The following is a 20,533-nucleotide window of genomic DNA, read 5'->3' on the forward strand; positions in this document are numbered from 1 at the left end:
GTTGACTGGATCGTGCCAGTGCGCTCGATCACACCGTCGGTCCGGTGACGGACGGGTAGCAGGTCAGTACATTGAGCGGGATCCTCACCTGGCCACGACGTGCGAAGGGGCTCGTCCCATGACCAACACCACCTCTGTGATCGTTGCCGGTGCGCGGACCCCGATGGGTCGCCTGCTCGGTTCGCTCAAGGGCTTCTCCGGCGCCGACCTCGGGGCCGTCGCGATCAAGGCCGCCCTGGAGCGGGCCGGCGTCGCGGGGGACCAGGTCCAGTACGTGATCATGGGCCAGGTGCTGCAGGCCGGCGCCGGCCAGATCCCGGCCCGCCAGGCCGCCGTCAAGGCGGGCATCCCGATGAACGTCCCGGCGCTCACCGTCAACAAGGTCTGCCTCTCCGGCCTGGACGCCATCGCGCTGGCCGACCAGCTGATCCGGGCCGGCGAGTTCGACATCGTGGTGGCCGGCGGCCAGGAGTCCATGACCAACGCCCCGCACCTGCTGCCGAAGTCCCGCGAGGGCTACAAGTACGGCGCGATCGAGCTGCTGGACGCGATGGCGCACGACGGCCTCACGGACGCCTACGAGAACATCCCGATGGGCGAGTCCACCGAGAAGCACAACACCCGCCTGGGCATCCCGCGCGACGTCCAGGACGAGATCGCCGCCGCGTCCCACCAGCGGGCCGCCAAGGCCCAGCAGAACGGCGTCTTCGAGGCCGAGATCGCCCCGGTGGAGATCCCGCAGCGCAGGGGCGAGCCGCTGGTCTTCAGCCAGGACGAGGGCATCCGGGCGGACACCACCGTCGAGGGCCTGGCCAAGCTGCGCCCGGCCTTCACCAAGGACGGCACGATCACCGCCGGCACCTCCTCGCAGATCTCCGACGGCGCCGCCGCGGTGGTCGTGATGAGCAAGGCCAAGGCCGAGGAGCTGGGCCTGAGCTGGATCGCCGAGATCGGCGCGCACGGCAACGTCGCGGGCCCGGACAACTCGCTGCAGTCGCAGCCGTCCAACGCGATCAAGCACGCGCTGGCCAAGGAGGGCCTGGAGGTCGGCGACCTCGACCTGATCGAGATCAACGAGGCGTTCGCGGCCGTCGCCCACCAGTCGACCAAGGACCTGGGCGTCTCCTCCGACATCGTCAACGTCAACGGCGGCGCGATCGCGCTCGGCCACCCGATCGGCATGTCCGGTGCCCGCGTGGTGCTGCACCTGGCGCTGGAACTCCAGCGGCGCGGCGGCGGCATCGGCGCGGCCGCGCTCTGCGGCGGCGGCGGCCAGGGCGACGCGCTGATCGTCCGCGTCCCGAAGGAGCAGGCCGCGAAGGCCTGATCATCCGACTTACCTCAGGGGCTGCGGACCGCCACCAGCGGTCCGCGGCCCTTCGGCGCTAGGAGCTCCTGATGATCGATGTCGCGACCCTGGTCGAGCAGGCCCGCGCGGGCCGGCCGCGTGCGGTGGCCCGGCTGATCTCGCTGGTCGAGAACGCCGCCCCGCAGCTGCGCGAGGCGATGGCGGCGCTGGCCCCCTACACCGGCCGGGCCTACACCGTCGGGCTGACCGGCTCGCCCGGCGTGGGCAAGTCCACCTCGACCTCCGCCCTGGTCACCGCCTACCGGCGGCTCGGCAAGCGGGTCGGGGTGCTGGCGGTGGACCCGTCCTCGCCGTTCTCCGGCGGCGCGCTGCTCGGCGACCGGGTCCGGATGCAGGACCACGCCACCGACCCCGAGGTGTTCATCCGCTCGATGGCCACCCGCGGCCACCTCGGCGGCCTCTCCTGGTCGGCCCCGCAGGCGCTGCGGGTGCTGGACGGGGCCGGCTGCGACGTGATCCTGGTGGAGACCGTCGGCGTCGGCCAGTCCGAGGTGGAGATCGCCGCCCAGGCGGACACCACCGTGGTGCTGCTCGCCCCCGGGATGGGCGACGGGATCCAGGCCGCCAAGGCCGGGATCCTGGAGATCGGCGACGTCTTCGTGGTGAACAAGGCGGACCGGGACGGCGCCGACGCGACCGCCCGGGAGCTGAACCACATGCTCGGCCTCGGCGAGACCCGCGAGGCGGGGGACTGGCGGCCCCCGATCGTGAAGACCGTGGCGGCCCGCGGCGAGGGCGTCGACGAGGTGGTCGAGGCGCTGGAGAAGCACCGCGCCTGGCTGGAGGAGCACGGCGAGCTGGCCGTGCGCCGCCGCCGCCGGGCCGGCGACGAGATCGAGGCGATCGCGCTGGCCGCGCTGCGCTCCCGGATCGGCGACCTGCACGGCGACCGCCACCTGGCCACCCTGGCCGAGCGGGTGGTGGCCGGCGAGCTGGACCCCTACGGCGCCGCCGACGAACTGGTCGCCGGACTCACCCAGGGCTGAACACGACGAGGGGCCCTGTCACCCGCCGCACCGACGGCCGACCGGGCCCCGGCACAACCGGCCCACTCCGATCCCGCCCTGCCACCCACCCGACCCGCCCCGAGCCGAAGGGGCGCGCCGGTGCCGAAAGGGAGAAGCGAGGACACCCCGAGGAACGAGGGGTGTTGGAGCGCCGACCGTCGGCGCCGGGTCAAGCGCCCCGGAGGCGAGCGGGCGAAAGTACAGCGAGCGGGCGAAGTTACGCCCGGCCGCGCAGGTCCCGCAGGTGTTCGGCGACGGGGGCCAGGGCCTGGTACATCGCGTCCAGCTGCTCGGGGCTGAAGCGGTCGATGAAGTGCGTCCGGACGCTGCGCACGTGGTCCGGGGCGACCTTCTGCATGGTCTCCCAGCCCTGCTCGGTGAGGTGGGCGTAGAGGCCGCGCCGGTCGCCCGGACACTCCTGCCGCAGGACCAGCCCGGCCGTCTCCATCCGCGTGATCTGGTGCGAGAGCCGGCTCTTGGACTGCAGGGTCGCGGTGGCCAGGTCGGTCATCCGCATCCGCCGCTCGGGTGCCTCGGAGAGCACGACCAGGATCTCGTAGTCGTTGATCGCGAGGTTGTGCGGCTGGAGTTCGCGGCTGAGCTGGTAGTCCAGCAGCTTGGAGACCTCCAGGTGGGCGCGCCACAGCCGCTGCTCCCGGGCGCTGAGCCACGGAGTCCCCTCCTCCGGCTGCGAGGGGGGGACGTCGGCGGCGTCGATCGTGCGCGTATCCATGGTGCGAGCATACCGCATTTAGTTCAATCTTGTACGACTTTACAGGCCGAAACGCCGCCCGAGGTCGCCCAGGTTACCGAGCCCGGGCACGTTGAGGTTGCCCCCGCCGTGGCCCGCGGCCGCGGGCTGCGACGGCACCCCGCCCATCGGCACGCCCGCCTCGGCGTGCACCTGGCCGACGTTGCGGTCGGCCATCAGCACCTCGGTCGACTGCAGCAGCACCTGGCCGGCGCCGATGAACTCGAACTGGTGCTCCTCGCCGGACGCCCCGCCCAGGCCGGTCAGCCGGCGGATCCCGCCGATCACCCCGTGCATGTAGTCGTGGTCGTAGTGGTGGCACGGCGCCGGGCAGTCCGCCCAGCCGACCAGCGCCTGCGGGTCCACCCGGATCGGCGGCTCGACGAAGTGCACCGGCCCGTTGGACGCGGCCACGAACTTGCCGCTGCCGATCAGCGTGAGGAACCCGGGGATGATCGACTGCTTGAGCCGCAGCGTGGGCTCGTACGCCAGGAGGTTGCCCGAGCGGACGGTCAGGTTCCCCTCCTCCAGGTCGTAGGAGTTGAGGTCGAAGGCGCGGTCGGCCAGCAGCAGCTTGCCCCGGCCCTCGGCGACCACCCAGTCCGCCGCGTGCATCGGCGAGTTGAAGTGCTGGCCGAGCATCCGGTCGATCGCCCCGGCGCCGACGCCCTTGAAGGAGATGTCGCCGTAGTAGGCGATCATCTTGCCCTTCTGCAGGAAGTACGACCCGTTCAGGTCGACCGAGAAGGCGTACGGGTTGACGTTGTCGTTCGCCGGCAGGCTGTGCACGTCGTGCACCACCGGGCCGGAGCCGTCCGGCGCCTTCGGCAGCGGGGCCTGGGCGCCGCCGTACTGCTCCTGGGCGTACTGCTGCGGGTAACCCTGCTGCTGCGGAGGCGGCGGGTAGCCCTGCTGCGGGTAGCCCTGCCCGGGCGGCGGGCCGTAGCCGGGCGGCGGCGGGGCGGCCGGGTAGCCGGGCTGGGTGGGCTGGTTGTACGGCGACGGCTGGCCGTACGGCTGCGGCTGGCCGTACGGGTCGTGCGGCTGCCCGTAGGGGGGCTGCGGCGGGTAGGACATCAGAGCTTCTCCTCGCTCGCCTGCACGAACACCGTGCCGTTCCCGGACAGCTCCAGCTGGAAGGCCTCGCCGGAGCCGCGTCCGATCATGTCGCGCCACCCCAGCGCGGTGGACAGCTTGTTCTGGACCTGGCCGCGGTGCGCGACGTAGGCCTGGGGGTCGACGTGGACCGGCTGGTGCGGGGTGATCGGCAGTTCGAAGACGCCGCCGTGCGCCATCACCGCCACCGCGCCGTGGCCGTCCAGCTTGGTGGTGAACAGGCCCTGCCCGGTCACCTGGCCTCGGACCATGCCCATCACGCCGCCCTGCGACCCCATGAACATCGTGGACTGCTGCAGCGAGCCCTCGAAGGCCAGCAGCCGGTCCGCCTCGACGTACAGGGTGTCGCCGGCCAGGTCGATCACGTGCACGTGGTGGCCGCCGTGGCCGAACATCACGGTGCCCTGGCCCTCGACGGTCATCAGCGGGGTGTCCTCGTTGGCCACCCGGCGGCCGATCATCGACATGACGCCGCCCTGGCCGCCGGTGAGGTTCGGCGTGAACCGGACCTCGCCGGTGTACGCGAGCATCGCGCCGCGCTGGCTGAACATCCGCTGCCCGGGGACGACCCGGGCCTCGATCATCTTGTTGTTGATCCTGGTGAACGGCATCAGACGTCGCCCCCGATGGTGATCTTCTCGGACGGCTGAACGTAGACCAGGCCCTCGCCGGAGAACTCCACCTGGACCGCCTCGCCGCCGCCCTCGCCGATGAAGGTCGACCAGCCGGCGCCCGACTTGAGGCTGCGGCTGAGGTTGCCGGTGTGCGCGACGTACGCCCCCGGGTCCACCCGCAGCGGCATGCCCTGGGAGACCCGCAGGATGATCGCCGGCCCCTTGGAGGTCAGCGCGGCCCAGCCGTGGCCCTCCACCTTGGTGGTGAACAGGCCGTTCCCGGAGGAGATGCCGTTGAGCCCGGTGAAGCTGGTGCCGGTCTTCAGCGTGCCCTCGGTGCAGAGGAGGTTGTCCGACTCGACGTAGAGCGTCTCGCCGTTCAGCCGGACCAGGTTGATTTCGGTGGCTCGGTCGGCGAAGTAGCAGGTGCCCTGCCCCTTCACCTCCATGACCGTCATCTGCTCACCGGTCAGCCGTCGGGTCACGACGCCGCGCAGCCCGTCACCGCCGCCGCTGAGCTTCTTGAAGTTCATCTGGCCGGTGTACGCGACCATCGAGCCGTTTCTGGCTTTCACGCCATCGCCCGTCATGTCGACGGCGAGCGTCTTGGACCCTTGGAGTCGAAACTGTGCCACCGCCGCAATGTAGCGGGATCCGGCAGCTCGGGGGGAGGGGGCGGGGTCGTTCTGGTACCTGTCTGCGACAAAACCGGCCCGTCGGACACCGGCTGTACCAGCTCCGTATCCCCTGCGTGTCCGCCGCCGGACCCCGGGCCCGCCGGCGCCGCACCCCGGGAGCGGGGTCGGACATGTGCTCGGTGATAATGGCGGGGATGCTTGTGAGCCGGTTCACAAGCGATCTTCGACTCCTGACTGAGGTGCCCATCGTGAACAGCAGTGCCGTCCACCGCCTGCGTCTGGTCTCCGGCCCCGAGGGCCTCTCGTTCCTCCTGCTGCTGGTCTGCTCGGTGCTCAAGCGCACCACCAGCTTCGACGCGGTGCCGGTGATGGGCATGATCCACGGGATCCTGTTCGTCCTGTACGTGGTGTTCTGGATCATGGCCTGGCAGGCGCAGAAGTGGGACGCCAAGCGCGGCATCCTGCTGTTCGTCCTCTCGGTGCTGCCCACCGGCGGCTTCTTCGCCGAGCGGACCCTCGCCAAGGAGGAGCGCGGCGAGCTCGCACCCGCCCGCGAGCCCGCCACCGCCTGATCGCCGCCCGAACGACCGCGGGCAGGCCGGCAGGCTGCCGGGGCCTCCTCTCCCAGTGGGCCCCGGCAGCCTGTCGCCGTTTCCAGGTGTGGTTCCGGTGGTGACTAGTTGACGTTCACCGCGCTCCAGGCCGCGGCCACCGCCGCGTACTGGGTGCTGGTGGTGCCGTAGAGGTCACCGGCCGCCTTCAGGGTCGCCGTGCGGGCGGCCTTGTAGTTGGTGGTGGAGGTGAAGTAGACGGTCAGCGCGCGGTACCAGATCGCGGCGGCCTTGTCCCGGCCGATGCCGGTGACGGTGGAGCCGTTGGAGGTGGGGCTGTTGTAGCTGACGCCGTTGATGGTCTTGGCGCCGCTGCCCTCGGCCAGCAGGTAGAAGAAGTGGTTGGCCACGCCGGAGGAGTAGTGGACGTCCACGTTGCCGACCCCGGAGTACCAGGAGTCCTTGGACGCGCCGTCCTTCGAGGGCTTGTCCATGTAGCGCAGCGGGGTGCCGTTGCCGTTCAGGTTGAGCCGCTCGCCGATCAGGTAGTCCGGCACGTCCGAGGGCAGGTTGGCGTACCACTCGACCATGGTGCCGAAGATGTCCGAGGTGGCCTCGTTGAGGCCGCCGGACTCGCCGGAGTAGACCAGCCCGGCGGTGGCGGAGGTGACGCCGTGGGTCATCTCGTGGCCGGCCACGTCGATGGCGGTCAGCGGGTGGGTGTTGCCCGAGCCGTCGCCGTACGTCATGCAGAAGCAGGAGTCGTTCCAGAACGCGTTGACGTAGTTGGAGCCGTAGTGCACCCGGCTGCTCGCGCCGACGCCGTTGTTCTTGATGCCGCTGCGGCCGAAGGTGTTCTTGTAGTAGTCCCAGGTCGCGCCGGCGCCGTACTGGGCGTCCACCGCGGCGGACTGGGTGTTGGAGGCGAGCCCGTTGCCCCAGACGTTGTCCGCGTCGGTGTACAGCGCGTTCCCGCTGGCGGCGTTGCCCGTCCACTGGTTGCCGCGGGAGGCGTCCTTGAGCTGGTAGGTCGAGCCGCTCTGGGTGGTGGTCAGCGGGACGCTGCCGACGAAGACGCCCTTGCCGCTGCCGTTCGCGGTCTGGAACTCCTCGTGCGTGGAGAGCACCTCACCGGTGGCCGCGTCGGTGACCAGCCGCTGGCTGCTCGGCGTGCCGTCGGCCCGCTCGCCCTTGACGACGGTCTGGTACGCCAGTCGCGGGTTGCCGTCGGCGGCCCAGACCACCAGGGTGGCCGTGCCCGCGCCGTCGACCCGGCTGATCGCCGACTCGTCCTTGTCCGCGGCGATGCCGACGGTGGCCCGGACGGCGCCGAGCGCCTGGGCGCCGGCCTTGTCGGCGGAGAGCGCCGGGGTGAGGCTCGGCAGTGAGAGCTGCCCGCCGAACGCCCGGTCCACCGAGGTGATCGCGCCGTCGGCCTTCTGGTGCACCACCAGGTCGCCGCCGAGGACCGGCAGGCCGCCCAGGGTCCGCTCGTAGCGCAGGTGACGGGTGCCGTTGGCGTCCACCACGGCGTCCTTGGCGACCAGCCGCTCCTGGCCGCCGAGGGCGAGCGCCTGCGCCACCGGCGGGGCCTCGCTGCCGGCCAGCGAGATCAGCGCGTCGTGCTGCTGCACCACCGAGGGCGCGGCGGCCTGGGCGGGGGCGGCGGCGACCTGGATGGCGCCGGCGAGCAGGGCGGTGGCGGAGAGTACGGCTCCGGCTGTCAGCTTTCGCTTCACGTACGGGGTTCCTTCCACGAAACCGCGTGTGCGCGGTCACGCCGCGTACCGGGGCGCCGGGGTTGGCGCCGTGGGGCGGTAGGGCGCTGACGTGCTGCTCCCGTGCGGTTCCGACGGCCGGTCGGTGGGTGGGGCGACAGCCGTCGAACGGGGCTTTGGTCAGAAGCATGACAAGCGCAGGTCGTGAAAGGACAGGGCGCCGCCGGCGATTGGCCAGGTCTCGCCAGTCGTCGGGTACGGGTGGTTCCGGTGTGCCGAGTGACCGGTTCGGGGTGCTTCGTCCCGCTGGCGGGATCCCGCCAGCGGCCACCCTTGTCGCTCGCCGCGGCCCTTGCTACGGCGCCGGGCCGGGCGCCGCTCCGGCCCTCCCCGGCCCGGCGCGGACGCGCGAACGCCCGGGGCCTCCCCTCCCAGTGAGGCCCCGGGCGCTGTCGAGCGGACGTCAGCTGACGTTGACGCCGCTCCAGGCCGCGGCCACCGCCGCGTACTGGGTGCTGGTGGTGCCGTAGAGGTCACCGGCCGCCTTCAGGGTCGCCGTGCGGGCGGCCTTGTAGTTGGTGGTGGAGGTGAAGTAGACGGTCAGCGCGCGGTACCAGATCGCGGCGGCCTTGTCCCGGCCGATGCCGGTGACGGTGGAGCCGTTGGAGGTGGGGCTGTTGTAGCTGACGCCGTTGATGGTCTTGGCGCCGCTGCCCTCGGCCAGCAGGTAGAAGAAGTGGTTGGCCACGCCGGAGGAGTAGTGGACGTCCAGGTTGCCGACGCCGGAGGACCAGGAGTCGGCCGAGCCGCCGTCCTTGGAGGGCTTGTCCATGTAGCGCAGCGGCGTCCCGTCGCCGTTGATGTCGATCTCCTCGCCGATCAGGTAGTCCGGCTTGTCGGTCGCGAGGTTGGCGGAGAACTCGACCATGGTGCCGAAGATGTCCGAGGTGGCCTCGTTGAGGCCGCCGGACTCGCCCGAGTAGTTGAGCCCCGCGGTGGCGGAGGTGACGCCGTGCGTCATCTCGTGGCCGGCCACGTCGATCTCGGTCAGCGGGTGGGTGTTGGCGTCACCGTCGCCGTACGTCATGCAGAAGCAGGAGTCGTCCCAGAACGCGTTGACGTAGTTCTTGCCGTAGTGGACCCGGCTGGTGGCGCCGACGCCGTTGTTCTTGATGCCGTTGCGGCCGAACGCGTTCTTGTAGAAGTCCCAGGTGGCCGCCGCGCCGAACTGCGCGTCCACCGCCGCCGACTGGGTGTTGGAGGCGAGGCCGGTGCCCCAGGCGTTGTCCGCGTCGGTGTACAGCGTGCCCGAGCCGGAGGTGCGGCCCTTGAGGTCGCTGGTGGACTGGTTGCCGCGGGAGGCGTCCTTGAGCTGGTAGGTCGAGCCGCTCTGGGTGGTGGTCAGCGGGACGCTGCCGACGAAGACGCCCTTGCCGGTGCCGGTCGCGGTCTGCACCTGCTCGTGGGTGGAGAGCACCTCGCCGGTGGCCGCGTCGGTGACCAGCAGCTGGCTGCTCGGGGTGGAGTCGGCGCGCAGGCCCTGGACGACCGTCTGGTACGCCAGTCGCGGGTTGCCGTCGGCGGCCCAGACCACGAGCTTGGCGGCGCCGGCCTGGCGCACCTCCCGCAGCGGCGACTCGTCCTTGTCGGCGGCGATGCCGACGGTCGACTGGACCGCGCCGGAGGCCTGCGCGGCGGCCTTGTCGGCCGGGATCTGCGGGGTGAGGCTCGGCAGCTCGATGGTCGCGGCGACGGCCTTGTCCACGGCCTCGACCGAGCCGTTCGCGGCCTCGTGCACGACCAGGTCGCCGCCGAGGACGGGCAGGCCGGCGAAGGTGCGCTCGAAGCGGAGGTGGCGGGTGCCGTCGGCGTCCACCACGGCGTCCTTGGCGACCAGTTGCTCCTGGCCGCCCAGGGCCAGGGCCTGCGCCAGCGGGCCGGCCTGACCGCTCGCCAGGGCGATCGCCGCCTCGCGCTGCTGCGCGGCCTGCGCCTGCGCGGCGGGGGTCGGGGCGGCCTGGGCGGCGGTGGTGCCCACCTGGATGACGCCGGTGAGGAGGGCGGTGGCGGAGAGTACGGCGCCGGCTGCGAGCTTTCGCTTCACGTACAGGTCCTTCCAGGGAAACCGCGGGTGTGCGGTTGCGCCGCGTCCCGGGGTGCCGGGGTTGGCACCTGAGGGGCGGGACGGGCGCTGACGTGCTACTGCTCCGTGCGGTCGAGCGGCGGTGCCACCGGTGAGTGGGGCGGTGGCTGCCGAACGGGGCTGGGCGAAAGCATGACAATCCAACAAGTGAAATGACAGGTCTTGTTCATCGATTGGCCAGGTCTCGCCAGCCCGGCGGAAGGTAAACGGGGCGACAAATCCGGTCGAACCACCCCGCCTTGCAGCGGGTTACCGCCCGAACCGAGGCCTGACTACGGGCCGAACGCCGGATCGGCGGCCAACGGGCGGCCGACGGCGGGCGATTGGCGGTGGTTCACACCCCCGCAATGTGCTGGTACGGACCTGTGCGTCCCACTGGCGTGATCCCGCCACGTGTCGCGCTTGTCCACCATCAGGACGCCTGGTAACACCCCGGCGGCCCGCCGGTACGGTAAGGGGCGTGGCCAAGCCCCTCGCACTCGACTTCGACCCGATCGCCCGCGCCGACGAGCTCTGGACCCGCCGCTGGGGCGGAGTCCCCTCGATGGCGGCGATCACCTCGATCATGCGCGCCCACCAGATCCTGCTCGCGCGGGTGGACGCCGTGCTCAAGCCGTACGGGCTGACGTTCGCCCGGTACGAGGCGCTGGTGCTGCTCACCTTCAGCCGGACCGGCGAGCTCTCGCTGTCCAAGATCGGCGAGCGGCTGATGGTCCACCCGACCAGCGTGACCAACACCGTCGACCGCCTGGAGCGGGCCGGTCTGGTCGGCCGCCGGCCCAACCCGCTGGACGGCCGCGGGGTGCTCGCGGCGATCACCGCCCGCGGCCGCGAGGTCGTGGAGGAGGCCACCCGGGAGCTGATGGCGATGGAGTTCGGCCTGGAGGAGTACGGCCCCGACCAGTGCCGTCAGGTGTTCGACCTGCTGAGGCCGCTGCGGGTGGCCGCCGGGGACTTCACCGAGCCGGGCGCGGAGCCCGCGGAGTAGGGCGCTGCACGGCCCACCCGTAAGCGGCGGCTACCCTCGTGGGGAGCGGTGCGCGGATCCGGGCGTACCGGCCCATTCCGGCGAGCGAGGCGATGAAGAGTATGAAGGCGAACCCCCTGCTGGGCTGGTACCGGGCCCTGGCCATTGCGACCGGTGTGGCCCTGCTCGTGTTCTGCGGCTTCATGGTCGCGAAGTACGGCTTCGACACGGCCGAGGACCTGACCACCTACGTCGCGATGCTGCACGGCTACCTCTACGTCGGGTACTTCGTGGTGACCTTCCTGCTCGGCCAGAAGCTCAAGTGGCCGCTGGGCCGGATGCTCCTCACCCTGGCCGCCGGCTGCATCCCGTTCGCCTCCTTCGTCGCCGAGCGCCGGGTGGTCCGCGAGGCCGGCGAGCGGCTCCCCGCCGCCGGTGCCGCCCGGCAGGCCGCCGGCGTCTGAGCCACGCGCCGTCCACCGCGCCTTCGAGGGCGCCCCTCCCCGCACCGGGGAGGGGCGCCCTTCGCTTTCCGGGGCCGCGAACCGGCCCTTCTCGTGCCCGAACCGGCCCTTTTCGGCGTTTTCCGGCGCGTTCGCCCCCGGCCGGGCCCCGGCTCCATCGACAATTACTAGGACGTCCGAGTAAATTGGTAGGACGTCCTAACAGTTGTGCCGTCCACGTGCCGTGGCGGCCGTACGGAGCGGAGTTCGGGGTCATGGACGCCGAGGAGATCGAGCGCGGACGGCAGCGCTGGCAGCAGCGGTACGACAGCTCCCGCAAGCGGGACGCGGACTTCACCACCCTCTCCGGTGACGAGGTCGAGCCGGTCTACGGCCCGCCCGCGGGCCAGCCGGTCGAGGGCTTCGAGCGGATCGGCTGGCCCGGCGAGTACCCGTACACCCGGGGGCTGCACGCCACCGGCTACCGGGGGCGGACGTGGACCATCCGCCAGTTCGCCGGCTTCGGCAACGCCGAGCAGACCAACGAGCGCTACCGGATGATCCTGGACTCGGGCGGCGGCGGCCTCTCGGTCGCCTTCGACATGCCCACCCTGATGGGGTACGACTCCGACGACCCCAAGTCGCTCGGCGAGGTCGGCCACTGCGGCGTGGCGATCGACTCGGCCGCCGACATGGAGGTCCTCTTCAAGGGGATCCCGCTCGGCGACGTCACCACCTCGATGACCATCAGCGGCCCGGCCGTCCCGGTCTTCTGCATGTACCTGGTCGCCGCCGAGCGCCAGGGCGTCGACCCGGCGGTGCTCAACGGCACCCTGCAGACGGACATCTTCAAGGAGTACATCGCGCAGAAGGAGTGGCTCTTCGCGCCCGAGCCGCACCTGCGCCTGATCGGCGACCTGATGGCCTACTGCGCCGAGGGCATTCCGGCGTACAAGCCGCTCTCGGTCTCCGGCTACCACATCCGCGAGGCCGGCTCGACGGCCGCGCAGGAGCTGGCGTACACGCTGGCGGACGGCTTCGCCTACGTCGAACTCGGCCTCTCCCGCGGCCTGGACGTGGACGTCTTCGCGCCCGGCCTCTCCTTCTTCTTCGACGCGCACCTCGACTTCTTCGAGGAGATCGCCAAGTTCCGCGCCGCGCGCCGGATCTGGGCCCGCTGGATGCGCGACCGCTTCGGCGCCCGGACGGACAAGGCGCAGTGGCTGCGCTTCCACACCCAGACCGCCGGGGTCTCGCTGACCGCCCAGCAGCCGTACAACAACGTGGTCCGCACCGCGGTCGAGGCCCTCTCGGCGGTGCTCGGCGGCACCAACTCGCTGCACACCAACGCGCTGGACGAGACCCTGGCGCTGCCCTCGGAGCAGGCCGCCGAGATCGCCCTGCGCACCCAGCAGGTGCTGATGGAGGAGACCGGCATCACCAACGTGGCCGACCCGCTGGGCGGTTCCTGGTACGTCGAGGCGCTCACCGACCGGATCGAGGAGCAGGCCGAGGCGATCTTCCAGCGGATCCTGGACAAGGGCCGCGAGGACCACGAGATCGGCCCGATCACCTCCGGCATCCTGCGCGGGATCGAGGACGGCTTCTTCACCGGCGAGATCGCCGAGGCGGCCTTCCAGTACCAGCAGGGCGTCGAGAAGGGCGAGAAGCGGGTCGTCGGCGTCAACTGCCACCCGCGCAGCGTCACCCCCGAGCTGGAGATCCTCCGGGTCAGCCACGAGGTCGAGCGCGAGCAGGTGCGCGTGCTGGCCGCGCGCAAGGCCGGCCGGGACGAGGCGGCGGTGCGGGCCGGGCTGGACGCGATGCTGGCGGCGGCCCGCTCGGGCGCGTCGATGATCCCGCCGATGCTGGACGCCGTCCGGGCCGAGGCGACCCTGGGCGAGATCTGCAACGCGCTGCGCGACGAGTGGGGCATCTACCGGGAGACCGCCTCCTTCTGACGAACGGGGCAGCCCCCTGGACGCCGAGAACCGCCCCGCGCAGTCGCGCGGGGCGGTTCTCGGCGTCCGCTCAGCCGGCGAGGAGCCGCGGGAACGGTCCGAGCAGCAGCTCGGTGAAGCGGCGGATCCACTCGGCGGTGATCGGCTCGCCGCTGACCAGCACCCGGTGCTCGACCGTCCCGGCGATGATGTCGAAGATGATGTCGATCTCCTCGGCGGCCGCCGCCGGGTCGCCGTCCGGGGCGAGTTCGCCGCGCGCCTGGGCGGCGGCCCGGCCCTGGCGGACCAGGTGCTTCTGCGGGTCCACGATCGCCTCCCGGATCCGCCGCCGCAGCTGCCGGTCCCGGGTGCCCTCGGCGAACAGCGCGAGCAGCGCGGCCTGCGTCTCCGGGCGGACCAGCAGACCGGCGAACTGGGCCACCACGGCCTCGATGTCGGCCCGGAGGCTGCCGAGGTCGTGCATCACCAGCTCGTCGAAGAGGCTCGCGACGGCGTCCACCACCAGCTCGTTCTTGGAGGGCCAGCGGCGGTACAGGGTGGTCTTGGCGACCTTGGCGCGGGTGGCCACGTGGCCCATGGTCAGCCCGCCCCAGCCGAGTTCGGCCAGTGCCTCGCGGGTGGCGTCGAGGATGGCGGTGTCGGCGGCCGCGCTGCGCGGGCGGCCCTTGGCCCGGGTGGCGGTGCTCTCGGCGCCGTCCGGGGCCTGTGGGGGGTCTTCACGGCCCGCCGGGCACGCCGGGGTCGCGGGGGGCTGGGGGGCCGGCACCGGGCCTCCTTGCGATGTACTGGTAAGTAACATGGGTGGGGCAGGTAACGGTAGCGACTGTTCCCCGTCGGGGTCAGCGGATGCGGGCGGGAAAGTGGGGCAGCTCACGTCCCGGGACGCCGGGATGGGGTTGCGGCGGGGGGCCTCGGTCCAGTTACGCTACGACTCGTAGCGAAAGCAGTGACGACCAGGCGTCGTGACCCCGTGGGGCGGGGACGGCGCGGGCGCGGATGGGGATCCGCGCCGAACGGTTCAGGTTACCGGGGGACGGGCCGTCCACCTGGGGAATCGCCGCCGCGCAGCCCGCGCGGTGCGACTTTCCGGAGGTTGGTGCCCGTCAGCGGCGCGGACGGGGGAGGATAGTGCCATGCAGCCACGGAATTCGCGTCTCAACAGCTCCGCCCTGCGCGGTGCGGTCGACCTCGCCGCAGTGAAGGCAGCCGGCGAGGCCGCCCAGAAGGCCGAGCAGGCCAGGGCCGAGCGGGCCCGCCAGGCGGCGGCCGCCGAGGCGGCCGGAGTCGCCCCGGCCCAGCCCGCGTACCCGCTCGTCATCGATGTCACCGAGGACACCTTCGAGACCGAGGTCGTCCAGCGCTCCACCGAAGTGCCGGTGGTCATCGACTTCTGGGCCGAGTGGTGCGGTCCGTGCAAGCAGCTCAGCCCGATGCTGGAGCGGCTGGCGGAGGAGTACGCCGGCCGGATCGTGCTCGCCAAGATCGACGTCGAGGCCAACCAGCTGCTCACCCAGCAGTTCGGCATCCAGGGCGTCCCGGCCGTGATGGCCGTGGTGGCCGGCCAGCTGGTGCCGCTGTTCCAGGGCGCCGAGAGCGAGGCCAACGTCCGCAAGGTGCTGGACCAGCTGATCCTGGTGGCCGAGCAGCGCTTCGGCGTGGTCGGCGGGGCCGGGGCACCGGCCGAGGCGTCGGGCGAGGCCGAGACGTACCTGCCGGAGGACCCGGCCCTGGCGGCCGCGCACGAGGCGCTGGACCGGGGGGACCTCGGCGGCGCCGTCCAGGCGTACCGGAACGTGCTGGCCGACGAGCCGGGCAACACCGAGGCCCGGCTCGGCCTGGCCCAGGCGGAGCTGCTGCGCCGGGTGGAGGGTCTGGACCTGGCGGGCGTCCGCGCGGCGGCCGCGGCCGACCCGAAGGACGTCGCGGCCCAGCTGGACGCGGCCGACCTGGACCTGGTGGGCGGTCACGTCGAGGACGCCTTCGGGCGCCTGGTGGCCACCGTCGGGCGGACCTTCGGCGAGGACCGGGACACCGTCCGGCTCCGGCTGCTGGAGCTGTTCGAGGTGATCGGCACCGACGACCCGAGAGTGACGGCGGCGCGCGGCGCGCTGGCCCGCGTGCTGTTCTGAGGACCGTCCAACGGCCGGTTCTGGCACGGCGGATGACCTGCGGTGTCGCTGACGATTTGGCGACAATCCGGTCATCGGTCCAGAGGTTTACCAAATCTTGACAACACCCGTGGGTGGTCACTTCAGGTGACCGCCCACGGGTGTTTCGCTGGTGTTTCCGGCGGATTTCGTCCTCACCGTTCCTTCAATTCATCACTCTGGGTGTGCGGGCGGCCATTTCCATGATCGCCGCCGTCCGATGTTGGATTACCCGTCAGTAATGAACCCCTTGTGCTTCGCCCGGGATTCAAGCAGCATCGGCGACGCCCGGTCCCAGCGTTCAGCCCCCCGACAGCCGGTCGGTGGGCGGAGCCAGGGATCCCCACCGGGTGAGCCGCCGGCCGAGGCCGGCGGTGGGAGGGCAGGGGGGTATCCGCGGTCCCACGGCGGTTCCTGTCCTTCGAACCGGCCGCGCGGCCCGCGCGGTCGCTGGTTGTCGCTCGGGGGTGATCGCCGATGTCGTCGGTCCTGCCCGCCGCCCCGCAAGGGCGGTCGGTGAAGGGACGGGAGTGCCGCTGTGTGCCGGCCGCTCCCGCGTCCGACGACGCCAACGGCGCTCTCCGCTACCGAGGACGTAGCTCTCTCCCATCCCAGGCCCCCACCGGTGCGCGACGCACCGCCGGGGAGCCGGAGATGTACGTCCTAGAAGGAGGACTCGCATGTCCCAGACCTACGGCAAGACCCGCTGGAAGCGCTTCGCCCTGGTGATGGTGCCCAGCCTCGCGGCCACCGCCGCGGTGGGCGTCGCACTGGCGAACAACGCGCTGGCGGCTTCGTTCAGCGTCTCCGGCCAGAGCTTCAAGGTCACCACGGCCGAGCTGCACGGCTCCAACTTCGCGCAGTTCGGCTCGATCGACGCGGAGACCAACGGCACGCCGCACCCGGTGGCCATCTCGGCGTTCGACTCGGCCACCATCAAGAGCCTCTGCCAGTCCGTGGTGACCGACCCCAACGTCATCCCCGGCCTGCCGTGGAAGCTGCCGAAGATCACCCTGCGCCTGGAGGCCGGCCAGAGTGACGACCCGGCGAAGCAGGTCACTGCCAAGAACCTGCTGATCGACCTGGAGCAGCTGAACGCGGACGCCGAGTTCACCAACATCAACATCGGCCAGGACGCGTCCACCCTGAAGGGCACCGCCACCCAGGGCTGGAAGTCCAAGCTCGGTACCGGCCTGCCCTCCGGCGCCACGGGCTTCGCCCAGGCCGCCGACAAGGCCGACCTGTCCAACGTGCAGCAGACCGCCTGGGCCACCTCGGCCGGCACCTTCAAGCTCCAGGGCCTGAAGCTCAACCTGCACACCGACGGCGGGCACGAGTGCTACTAGGCCGTTGACCGGCGGCGGGCCCCGGCCCGCCGCCGACCGCGGTACCCGGGGGGTCGGGGGCGGTGCGTGCGCCGTCCCGGGCCCTCCCCCTCCCGTTTTTCGCCTCGTTCACACCATCGAGGAGCTGCATCGTGTCCAGCGCCCTTGCCGAGTTCCGGCCCGCCGAGCACGAGAACCCCGCCCAGTGGGTGCGTCGGGTGTTCCGTAACTTCCGCCGGTCCCGGCCGTTCTACGGCGGCTTGCTGGCCATGATCGCCGGCGTCCCGATCATGTACTTCCCGTACGCCAAGCTGGCGTTGAACGGCATGACCGTCACCATGGCGACCACGGCCGGTGCCGGGTCATTGATCATCGGGGTCCTGCTGATCGTGCTTGGCCTGACCGCCTGGTTCCAGCCGGCCGTCCGATTCTTCGCCGGCATCGCCACCACGCTGCTGACCCTGATCTCGATCCCGGTCTCCAATCTCTCCGGTTTCGGCATGGCGCTGCTGCCCGGTCTGATCGGCGGCGGGCTGATGCTCTCCTGGGCGCCGAACCCGGCCGCGCCGACGACCGAGGCGGTCGCCGCCGGCGCCGGCGGCGCCAAGACCCTGCCGTCGACGGCGTCCGAGGAGCCCGGCACCGCGGAGTTCGCCGCCGAGGAGCCCGCCACCGCGCCGCTGCCGGCCGTCCCCGCGCAGGCCGCCCCGGCCGACGGCGGTACCGCCGGGGCCGGCGTCCCGTCGCAGCACACCGGTGACCAGAAGGAGGCACGGTGAGCGGGTCCCAGGAGCCGCGGGCGGAGCAGCGCTCCGGGCGGCACGCGGCGCCCCGCACGCCCGTCCGGGTCCGGCTCAGAGGCCGTGCGCTGGCGATGGCCGCGGTGCCGACCGCGCTGCTGATGGCCGCCGCCTACACGCCGAACGCCGCGATCGCCGAGACCTCGGCGGGCAAGCCCTGCGCCACCGCGCCGGACACCGCGCCGCCGGTGGTGGCTGAGACCCCGGTGCCCAAGAGCGAGCTGCCCCCGCCGCTGCCCGGTCCGTCGGTGCCGCTCCCGGAGAGCCCGGCGACCACCCCGGCGGACACGCCGACCGGTGTGCCGACCGGTGCGCCGACCGGTGCTCCGACGAGCACGCCCACCACGGTGCCCGGCACCCCGGCCCCCTCGTCCTCGCCGGCCTCGGCCCCGGTCCGGTCCGCGACCACCGGCGGGTCCGGCGGCGGCGTCGTCCAGGCCGGGCTGATCGACGACATCGTCGGTGGGATCACCAACCTGATCCACCCGAGCGCGTCGGCGAGCCCGTCCGCCTCCGCCACCACGGCCGCTCCGGCGCCGACCCAGGCCCCGGCGACCGCGCCCGCCGCGGGAAACCGCGCGGTGGCCCCGGCCGCCGCCACCCAGGCGCCCGCCGCGCCCGCGCCGTCCGCCGCCACGACGCCCCCGGCCGCCGGGTCGGGGACGCCGAGCCCGGCGGCCACCACGCCGGGCGCCAAGGCGAGCACGCCGGGTGCCAAGGCGAGCGGCAAGCCGTCCGCGGGTGCGAAGGCCACCGGGTCGGCCACGCCGTCGGGCCCGGCCACGCCGTCCGCCTCGGGCACGCCGTCCGCCTCGGGCACGCCGAGCAAGGACCCGAACTGCCTGGTCCCGATGAAGGGCCTGGCCGCCGGGGAGAAGACGGACAACGCGATCCTCGTCCCGGACCAGAACTGGACCCTGCAGACCAGCCGGCTGACCCTCAACCACGCCGTCCTGATGGGCGTGGTCAAGGTCCAGACGCCGACCGGCACCAAGCGGGTGCTGAAGTTCGTGGTCGACAGCGTGGACATCGAGAACCTCGACATGTCGACCCTTGAGGGCAACGGCAAGACCTTCCACGTCAAGGGCGCCCCCGGCTCGGTCTCCACGATGCGCAAGGGCCCGGTCACCATGTACGTGGAGAAGCTCTCCGGCCACCTGTCCAAGGTGCTCGGCCTGCCGATCCCGATCGACCTGGGCGAGCTCACGCTGACCCCGGACGGGCCGCTTCCGCAGTGGCTGTACGACCTGATCGGCAAGCTCGAACTGCCGCTCTGGCTGGAGATGACCGGTGTCACCGCGGTCCAGTCCGGCCAGTTCGGCGGCACGCTGAAGATCCCCGGCATGCAGCTCTACAACGACGACAAGCCGTACGTCGGCAACCAGTAGCGGCGGCGAGAACGCCCGTGGGGCGGCCCCTCCGACGAGGAGGGGCCGCCCCACGGGCGTGTTCGCGGGCGGGTGCTACGCGCTCCGGGTGCCCAGGTGGTGCACCTGGACCATGTTGGTGTTGCCGGGGACGCCGGGGGGCGAGCCGGCGGTGACGATGACGGTGTCGCCCTCGTCCAGCTGGCCGATCTTGAGCATCTCGCGGTCGACCTGGGCCACCATCTCGTCGGTGGAGCCGACCTGCTCGGTGACGTGCGCCTCGACGCCCCAGCTCAGCGAGAGCTGGTTGCGGGTGGCGTTGTCCGGGGTGAACGCGATCACCGGGATCGGCGAGCGGTAGCGGGAGAGCCGGCGCGCGGTGTCACCGGACTTGGTGAACGCGACCAGCGCCTTGCCGTTGAGGAAGTCGCCCAGCTCGCACGCGGCGCGGGCGATCGAACCGCCCTGGGTGCGCGGCTTGCGGCCCGGGTTCAGCGGCTGGAGACCCTGCGAGAGCAGCTCCTCCTCGGCCTTCTCGGCGATCCGGCTCATGGTGCGGACCGTCTCGACCGGGTACTTGCCGACGCTGGACTCGGCGGAGAGCATGACCGCGTCGGTGCCGTCCAGGATCGCGTTGGCGACGTCGGAGACCTCCGCGCGGGTCGGCCGCGAGGCGTGGATCATCGACTCCATCATCTGGGTCGCGACGATCACCGGCTTGGCGTTGCGGCGGGCCAGCGTGATGAGCCGCTTCTGGACCAGCGGCACCCGCTCCAGCGGGTACTCGACGGCCAGGTCGCCACGGGCGACCATGATGGCGTCGAAGGCGAGGACGATCTCCTCCATGGCCTCGACGGCCTGCGGCTTCTCGATCTTGGCGATGACCGGCACCCGGATGCCGACCGCGTCCATGACCTCGTGGACGTCCTTGATGTCGTCCGCGTTGCGGACGAAGGAGAGGGCGACCATGTCGACGCCCAGCTCCAGGGCGAAGCGCAGGTCGTCCTTGTCCTTCTCGGACAGCGCGGGCACGTTCACGGCCGTGCCGGGCAGGTTGATGCCCTTGTTGTTCGAGAGCACACCGCCCTCGACGACCACGGTCTTCACCTGCGGGCCGTCGACGCTGACGACCTCCAGGGCGATGACGCCGTCGTTGATCAGGATCGGGTCGCCGGGCTTCACGTCGCCCGGCAGGCCCTTGTAGGTGGTCCCGCAGATGTGCTGGTCACCGGGGACGTCCTCGGTGGTGATGATGAACTCGTCACCGTTGTCGACGGTCACCGGACCGTTGGCGAAGGTGGCCAGACGGATCTTGGGGCCCTGGAGGTCGGCAAGGACGCCGATGGCCTTGCCGGTGTCCTCCGAGACCTGGCGGACCTTGTGGTACCGCTCCTCGTGGTCCGCGTGGGTGCCGTGGCTCATGTTCAGTCGGGCGACGTTCATGCCCGCCTCGACGATGGCCTTCAGCTGTTCGTAGGAGTCCGTCGCCGGACCCAGGGTGCAGACAATTTTCGCTCGGCGCATATGGATCAGTCTATCCGTTCGTGTTATAGGTGCATTCGGCACGAAACGTGAGGAATCGTCGACGAAGGATCCCGAGGGGCGAGACGACGACG

The 20,533-nt window shown here is 71.7% G+C and carries 18 protein-coding genes; 10 read left to right on the forward strand and 8 right to left on the reverse strand.

Translation table 11 applies throughout. The annotated features are described in order from the left end of the window. Window positions 1–118: 118 nt before the first annotated feature. Window positions 119–1,327: an acetyl-CoA C-acetyltransferase gene (locus tag OG618_RS24185; protein WP_329489638.1), complete on the forward strand. Its 1,209-nt coding sequence runs from the start codon at window positions 119–121 to the stop codon at window positions 1,325–1,327. Between the two features lie 71 nt (window positions 1,328–1,398). Further along, window positions 1,399–2,355 carry a methylmalonyl Co-A mutase-associated GTPase MeaB gene (gene meaB / locus OG618_RS24190; RefSeq protein WP_329489639.1) on the forward strand — a complete coding sequence of 319 codons (957 nt, stop codon included), beginning with the start codon at window positions 1,399–1,401 and terminating at the stop codon, window positions 2,353–2,355. A 238-nt stretch (window positions 2,356–2,593) separates the two neighbouring features. Here meaB and OG618_RS24195 read toward each other — a convergent pair whose 3' ends face one another. The 4 genes from OG618_RS24195 to OG618_RS24210 all read right to left on the reverse strand — a co-directional run bounded on the left by OG618_RS24195 (window position 2,594) and on the right by OG618_RS24210 (window position 5,492). After that, window positions 2,594–3,109: a MarR family winged helix-turn-helix transcriptional regulator gene (locus OG618_RS24195; RefSeq protein WP_329489640.1), complete on the reverse strand. Its 516-nt coding sequence runs from the start codon at window positions 3,107–3,109 to the stop codon at window positions 2,594–2,596. Window positions 3,110–3,148: 39 nt separating this feature from the next. Beyond that, complete coding sequence (locus OG618_RS24200; protein WP_329492249.1) at window positions 3,149–3,958, reverse strand: AIM24 family protein; 810 nt, start codon at window positions 3,956–3,958, stop codon at window positions 3,149–3,151. Between the two features lie 245 nt (window positions 3,959–4,203). Then, window positions 4,204–4,854: an AIM24 family protein gene (locus OG618_RS24205; RefSeq protein WP_329489641.1), complete on the reverse strand. Its 651-nt coding sequence runs from the start codon at window positions 4,852–4,854 to the stop codon at window positions 4,204–4,206. Further along, a complete protein-coding gene (locus OG618_RS24210; protein ID WP_329489642.1) occupies window positions 4,854–5,492 on the reverse strand; it encodes an AIM24 family protein in 639 nt (212 codons plus the stop codon). Before OG618_RS24210 ends, OG618_RS24205 begins: the two co-directional genes overlap by 1 nt. Before the next feature lie 242 nt (window positions 5,493–5,734). On the opposite strand from OG618_RS24210, the gene OG618_RS24215 reads away from it, so the two are divergent. Beyond that, window positions 5,735–6,067 (forward strand): DUF3817 domain-containing protein, encoded by a 333-nt coding sequence (locus OG618_RS24215; protein WP_329489643.1) that lies wholly within the window; start codon window positions 5,735–5,737, stop codon window positions 6,065–6,067. A 104-nt stretch (window positions 6,068–6,171) separates the two neighbouring features. Here OG618_RS24215 and OG618_RS24220 read toward each other — a convergent pair whose 3' ends face one another. Next, window positions 6,172–7,785, reverse strand: a complete 1,614-nt coding sequence (locus OG618_RS24220; protein WP_329489644.1) for a M4 family metallopeptidase — start codon at window positions 7,783–7,785, stop codon at window positions 6,172–6,174. Between the two features lie 442 nt (window positions 7,786–8,227). Further along, window positions 8,228–9,868, reverse strand: a complete 1,641-nt coding sequence (locus OG618_RS24225) for a M4 family metallopeptidase (RefSeq protein ID WP_329489645.1) — start codon at window positions 9,866–9,868, stop codon at window positions 8,228–8,230. Window positions 9,869–10,367: 499 nt separating this feature from the next. Between OG618_RS24225 and OG618_RS24230 the strand changes: the two genes are divergently transcribed. The 3 genes from OG618_RS24230 to OG618_RS24240 all read left to right on the forward strand — a co-directional run bounded on the left by OG618_RS24230 (window position 10,368) and on the right by OG618_RS24240 (window position 13,278). After that, the gene (locus tag OG618_RS24230; RefSeq protein WP_329489646.1) at window positions 10,368–10,895 is read left to right on the forward strand and encodes a MarR family winged helix-turn-helix transcriptional regulator; all 528 of its coding nucleotides are present in this window, start codon (window positions 10,368–10,370) and stop codon (window positions 10,893–10,895) included. 101 nt (window positions 10,896–10,996) lie between these two features. Next, window positions 10,997–11,338 carry a DUF3817 domain-containing protein gene (locus OG618_RS24235; RefSeq protein WP_329489647.1) on the forward strand — a complete coding sequence of 114 codons (342 nt, stop codon included), beginning with the start codon at window positions 10,997–10,999 and terminating at the stop codon, window positions 11,336–11,338. A gap of 254 nt (window positions 11,339–11,592) precedes the next feature. Beyond that, window positions 11,593–13,278 carry an acyl-CoA mutase large subunit family protein gene (locus OG618_RS24240; RefSeq protein ID WP_329489648.1) on the forward strand — a complete coding sequence of 562 codons (1,686 nt, stop codon included), beginning with the start codon at window positions 11,593–11,595 and terminating at the stop codon, window positions 13,276–13,278. Between the two features lie 70 nt (window positions 13,279–13,348). On the opposite strand, the gene OG618_RS24245 is transcribed toward OG618_RS24240, so the two are convergent. Next, on the reverse strand, window positions 13,349–14,044 hold the full coding sequence (locus OG618_RS24245; protein ID WP_329489649.1) for a TetR/AcrR family transcriptional regulator: 696 nt from the start codon (window positions 14,042–14,044) through the stop codon (window positions 13,349–13,351). Window positions 14,045–14,411: 367 nt separating this feature from the next. Here OG618_RS24245 and OG618_RS24250 point away from each other — a divergent pair, with 367 nt between their 5' ends. From OG618_RS24250 to OG618_RS24265, 4 genes are all read left to right on the forward strand, one after another. After that, complete coding sequence (locus OG618_RS24250) at window positions 14,412–15,407, forward strand: tetratricopeptide repeat protein (protein ID WP_329489650.1); 996 nt, start codon at window positions 14,412–14,414, stop codon at window positions 15,405–15,407. A 698-nt stretch (window positions 15,408–16,105) separates the two neighbouring features. Further along, the gene (locus OG618_RS24255) at window positions 16,106–16,771 is read left to right on the forward strand and encodes a DUF6230 family protein (RefSeq protein ID WP_329489651.1); all 666 of its coding nucleotides are present in this window, start codon (window positions 16,106–16,108) and stop codon (window positions 16,769–16,771) included. 131 nt (window positions 16,772–16,902) lie between these two features. Beyond that, window positions 16,903–17,529, forward strand: a complete 627-nt coding sequence (locus OG618_RS24260; RefSeq protein WP_329489652.1) for a DUF6114 domain-containing protein — start codon at window positions 16,903–16,905, stop codon at window positions 17,527–17,529. Continuing rightward, on the forward strand, window positions 17,526–18,938 hold the full coding sequence (locus OG618_RS24265) for a hypothetical protein (RefSeq protein ID WP_329489653.1): 1,413 nt from the start codon (window positions 17,526–17,528) through the stop codon (window positions 18,936–18,938). The genes OG618_RS24260 and OG618_RS24265 overlap by 4 nt, the downstream gene beginning before the upstream one ends. A gap of 75 nt (window positions 18,939–19,013) precedes the next feature. On the opposite strand, the gene pyk is transcribed toward OG618_RS24265, so the two are convergent. Continuing rightward, the gene (pyk, locus tag OG618_RS24270; RefSeq protein WP_329489654.1) at window positions 19,014–20,441 is read right to left on the reverse strand and encodes a pyruvate kinase; all 1,428 of its coding nucleotides are present in this window, start codon (window positions 20,439–20,441) and stop codon (window positions 19,014–19,016) included. Window positions 20,442–20,533 lie beyond the last annotated feature (92 nt).

Origin of the sequence: Kitasatospora sp. NBC_01246, from assembly GCF_036226505.1 — a bacterium.
Lineage (GTDB): Bacteria > Actinomycetota > Actinomycetes > Streptomycetales > Streptomycetaceae > Kitasatospora.

Coding starts and splice junctions, on each gene's coding strand:
- OG618_RS24185 (WP_329489638.1), top strand. CDS start 119: ATGACCAACACCACCTCTGTGATCGTTGCCGGTGCGCGGACCCCGATG.
- meaB (WP_329489639.1), top strand. CDS start 1,399: ATGATCGATGTCGCGACCCTGGTCGAGCAGGCCCGCGCGGGCCGGCCG.
- OG618_RS24195 (WP_329489640.1), bottom strand. CDS start 3,109: ATGGATACGCGCACGATCGACGCCGCCGACGTCCCCCCCTCGCAGCCG.
- OG618_RS24205 (WP_329489641.1), bottom strand. CDS start 4,854: ATGCCGTTCACCAGGATCAACAACAAGATGATCGAGGCCCGGGTCGTC.
- OG618_RS24235 (WP_329489647.1), top strand. CDS start 10,997: ATGAAGGCGAACCCCCTGCTGGGCTGGTACCGGGCCCTGGCCATTGCG.
- OG618_RS24240 (WP_329489648.1), top strand. CDS start 11,593: ATGGACGCCGAGGAGATCGAGCGCGGACGGCAGCGCTGGCAGCAGCGG.
- OG618_RS24250 (WP_329489650.1), top strand. CDS start 14,412: ATGCAGCCACGGAATTCGCGTCTCAACAGCTCCGCCCTGCGCGGTGCG.
- OG618_RS24255 (WP_329489651.1), top strand. CDS start 16,106: ATGTCCCAGACCTACGGCAAGACCCGCTGGAAGCGCTTCGCCCTGGTG.
- pyk (WP_329489654.1), bottom strand. CDS start 20,441: ATGCGCCGAGCGAAAATTGTCTGCACCCTGGGTCCGGCGACGGACTCC.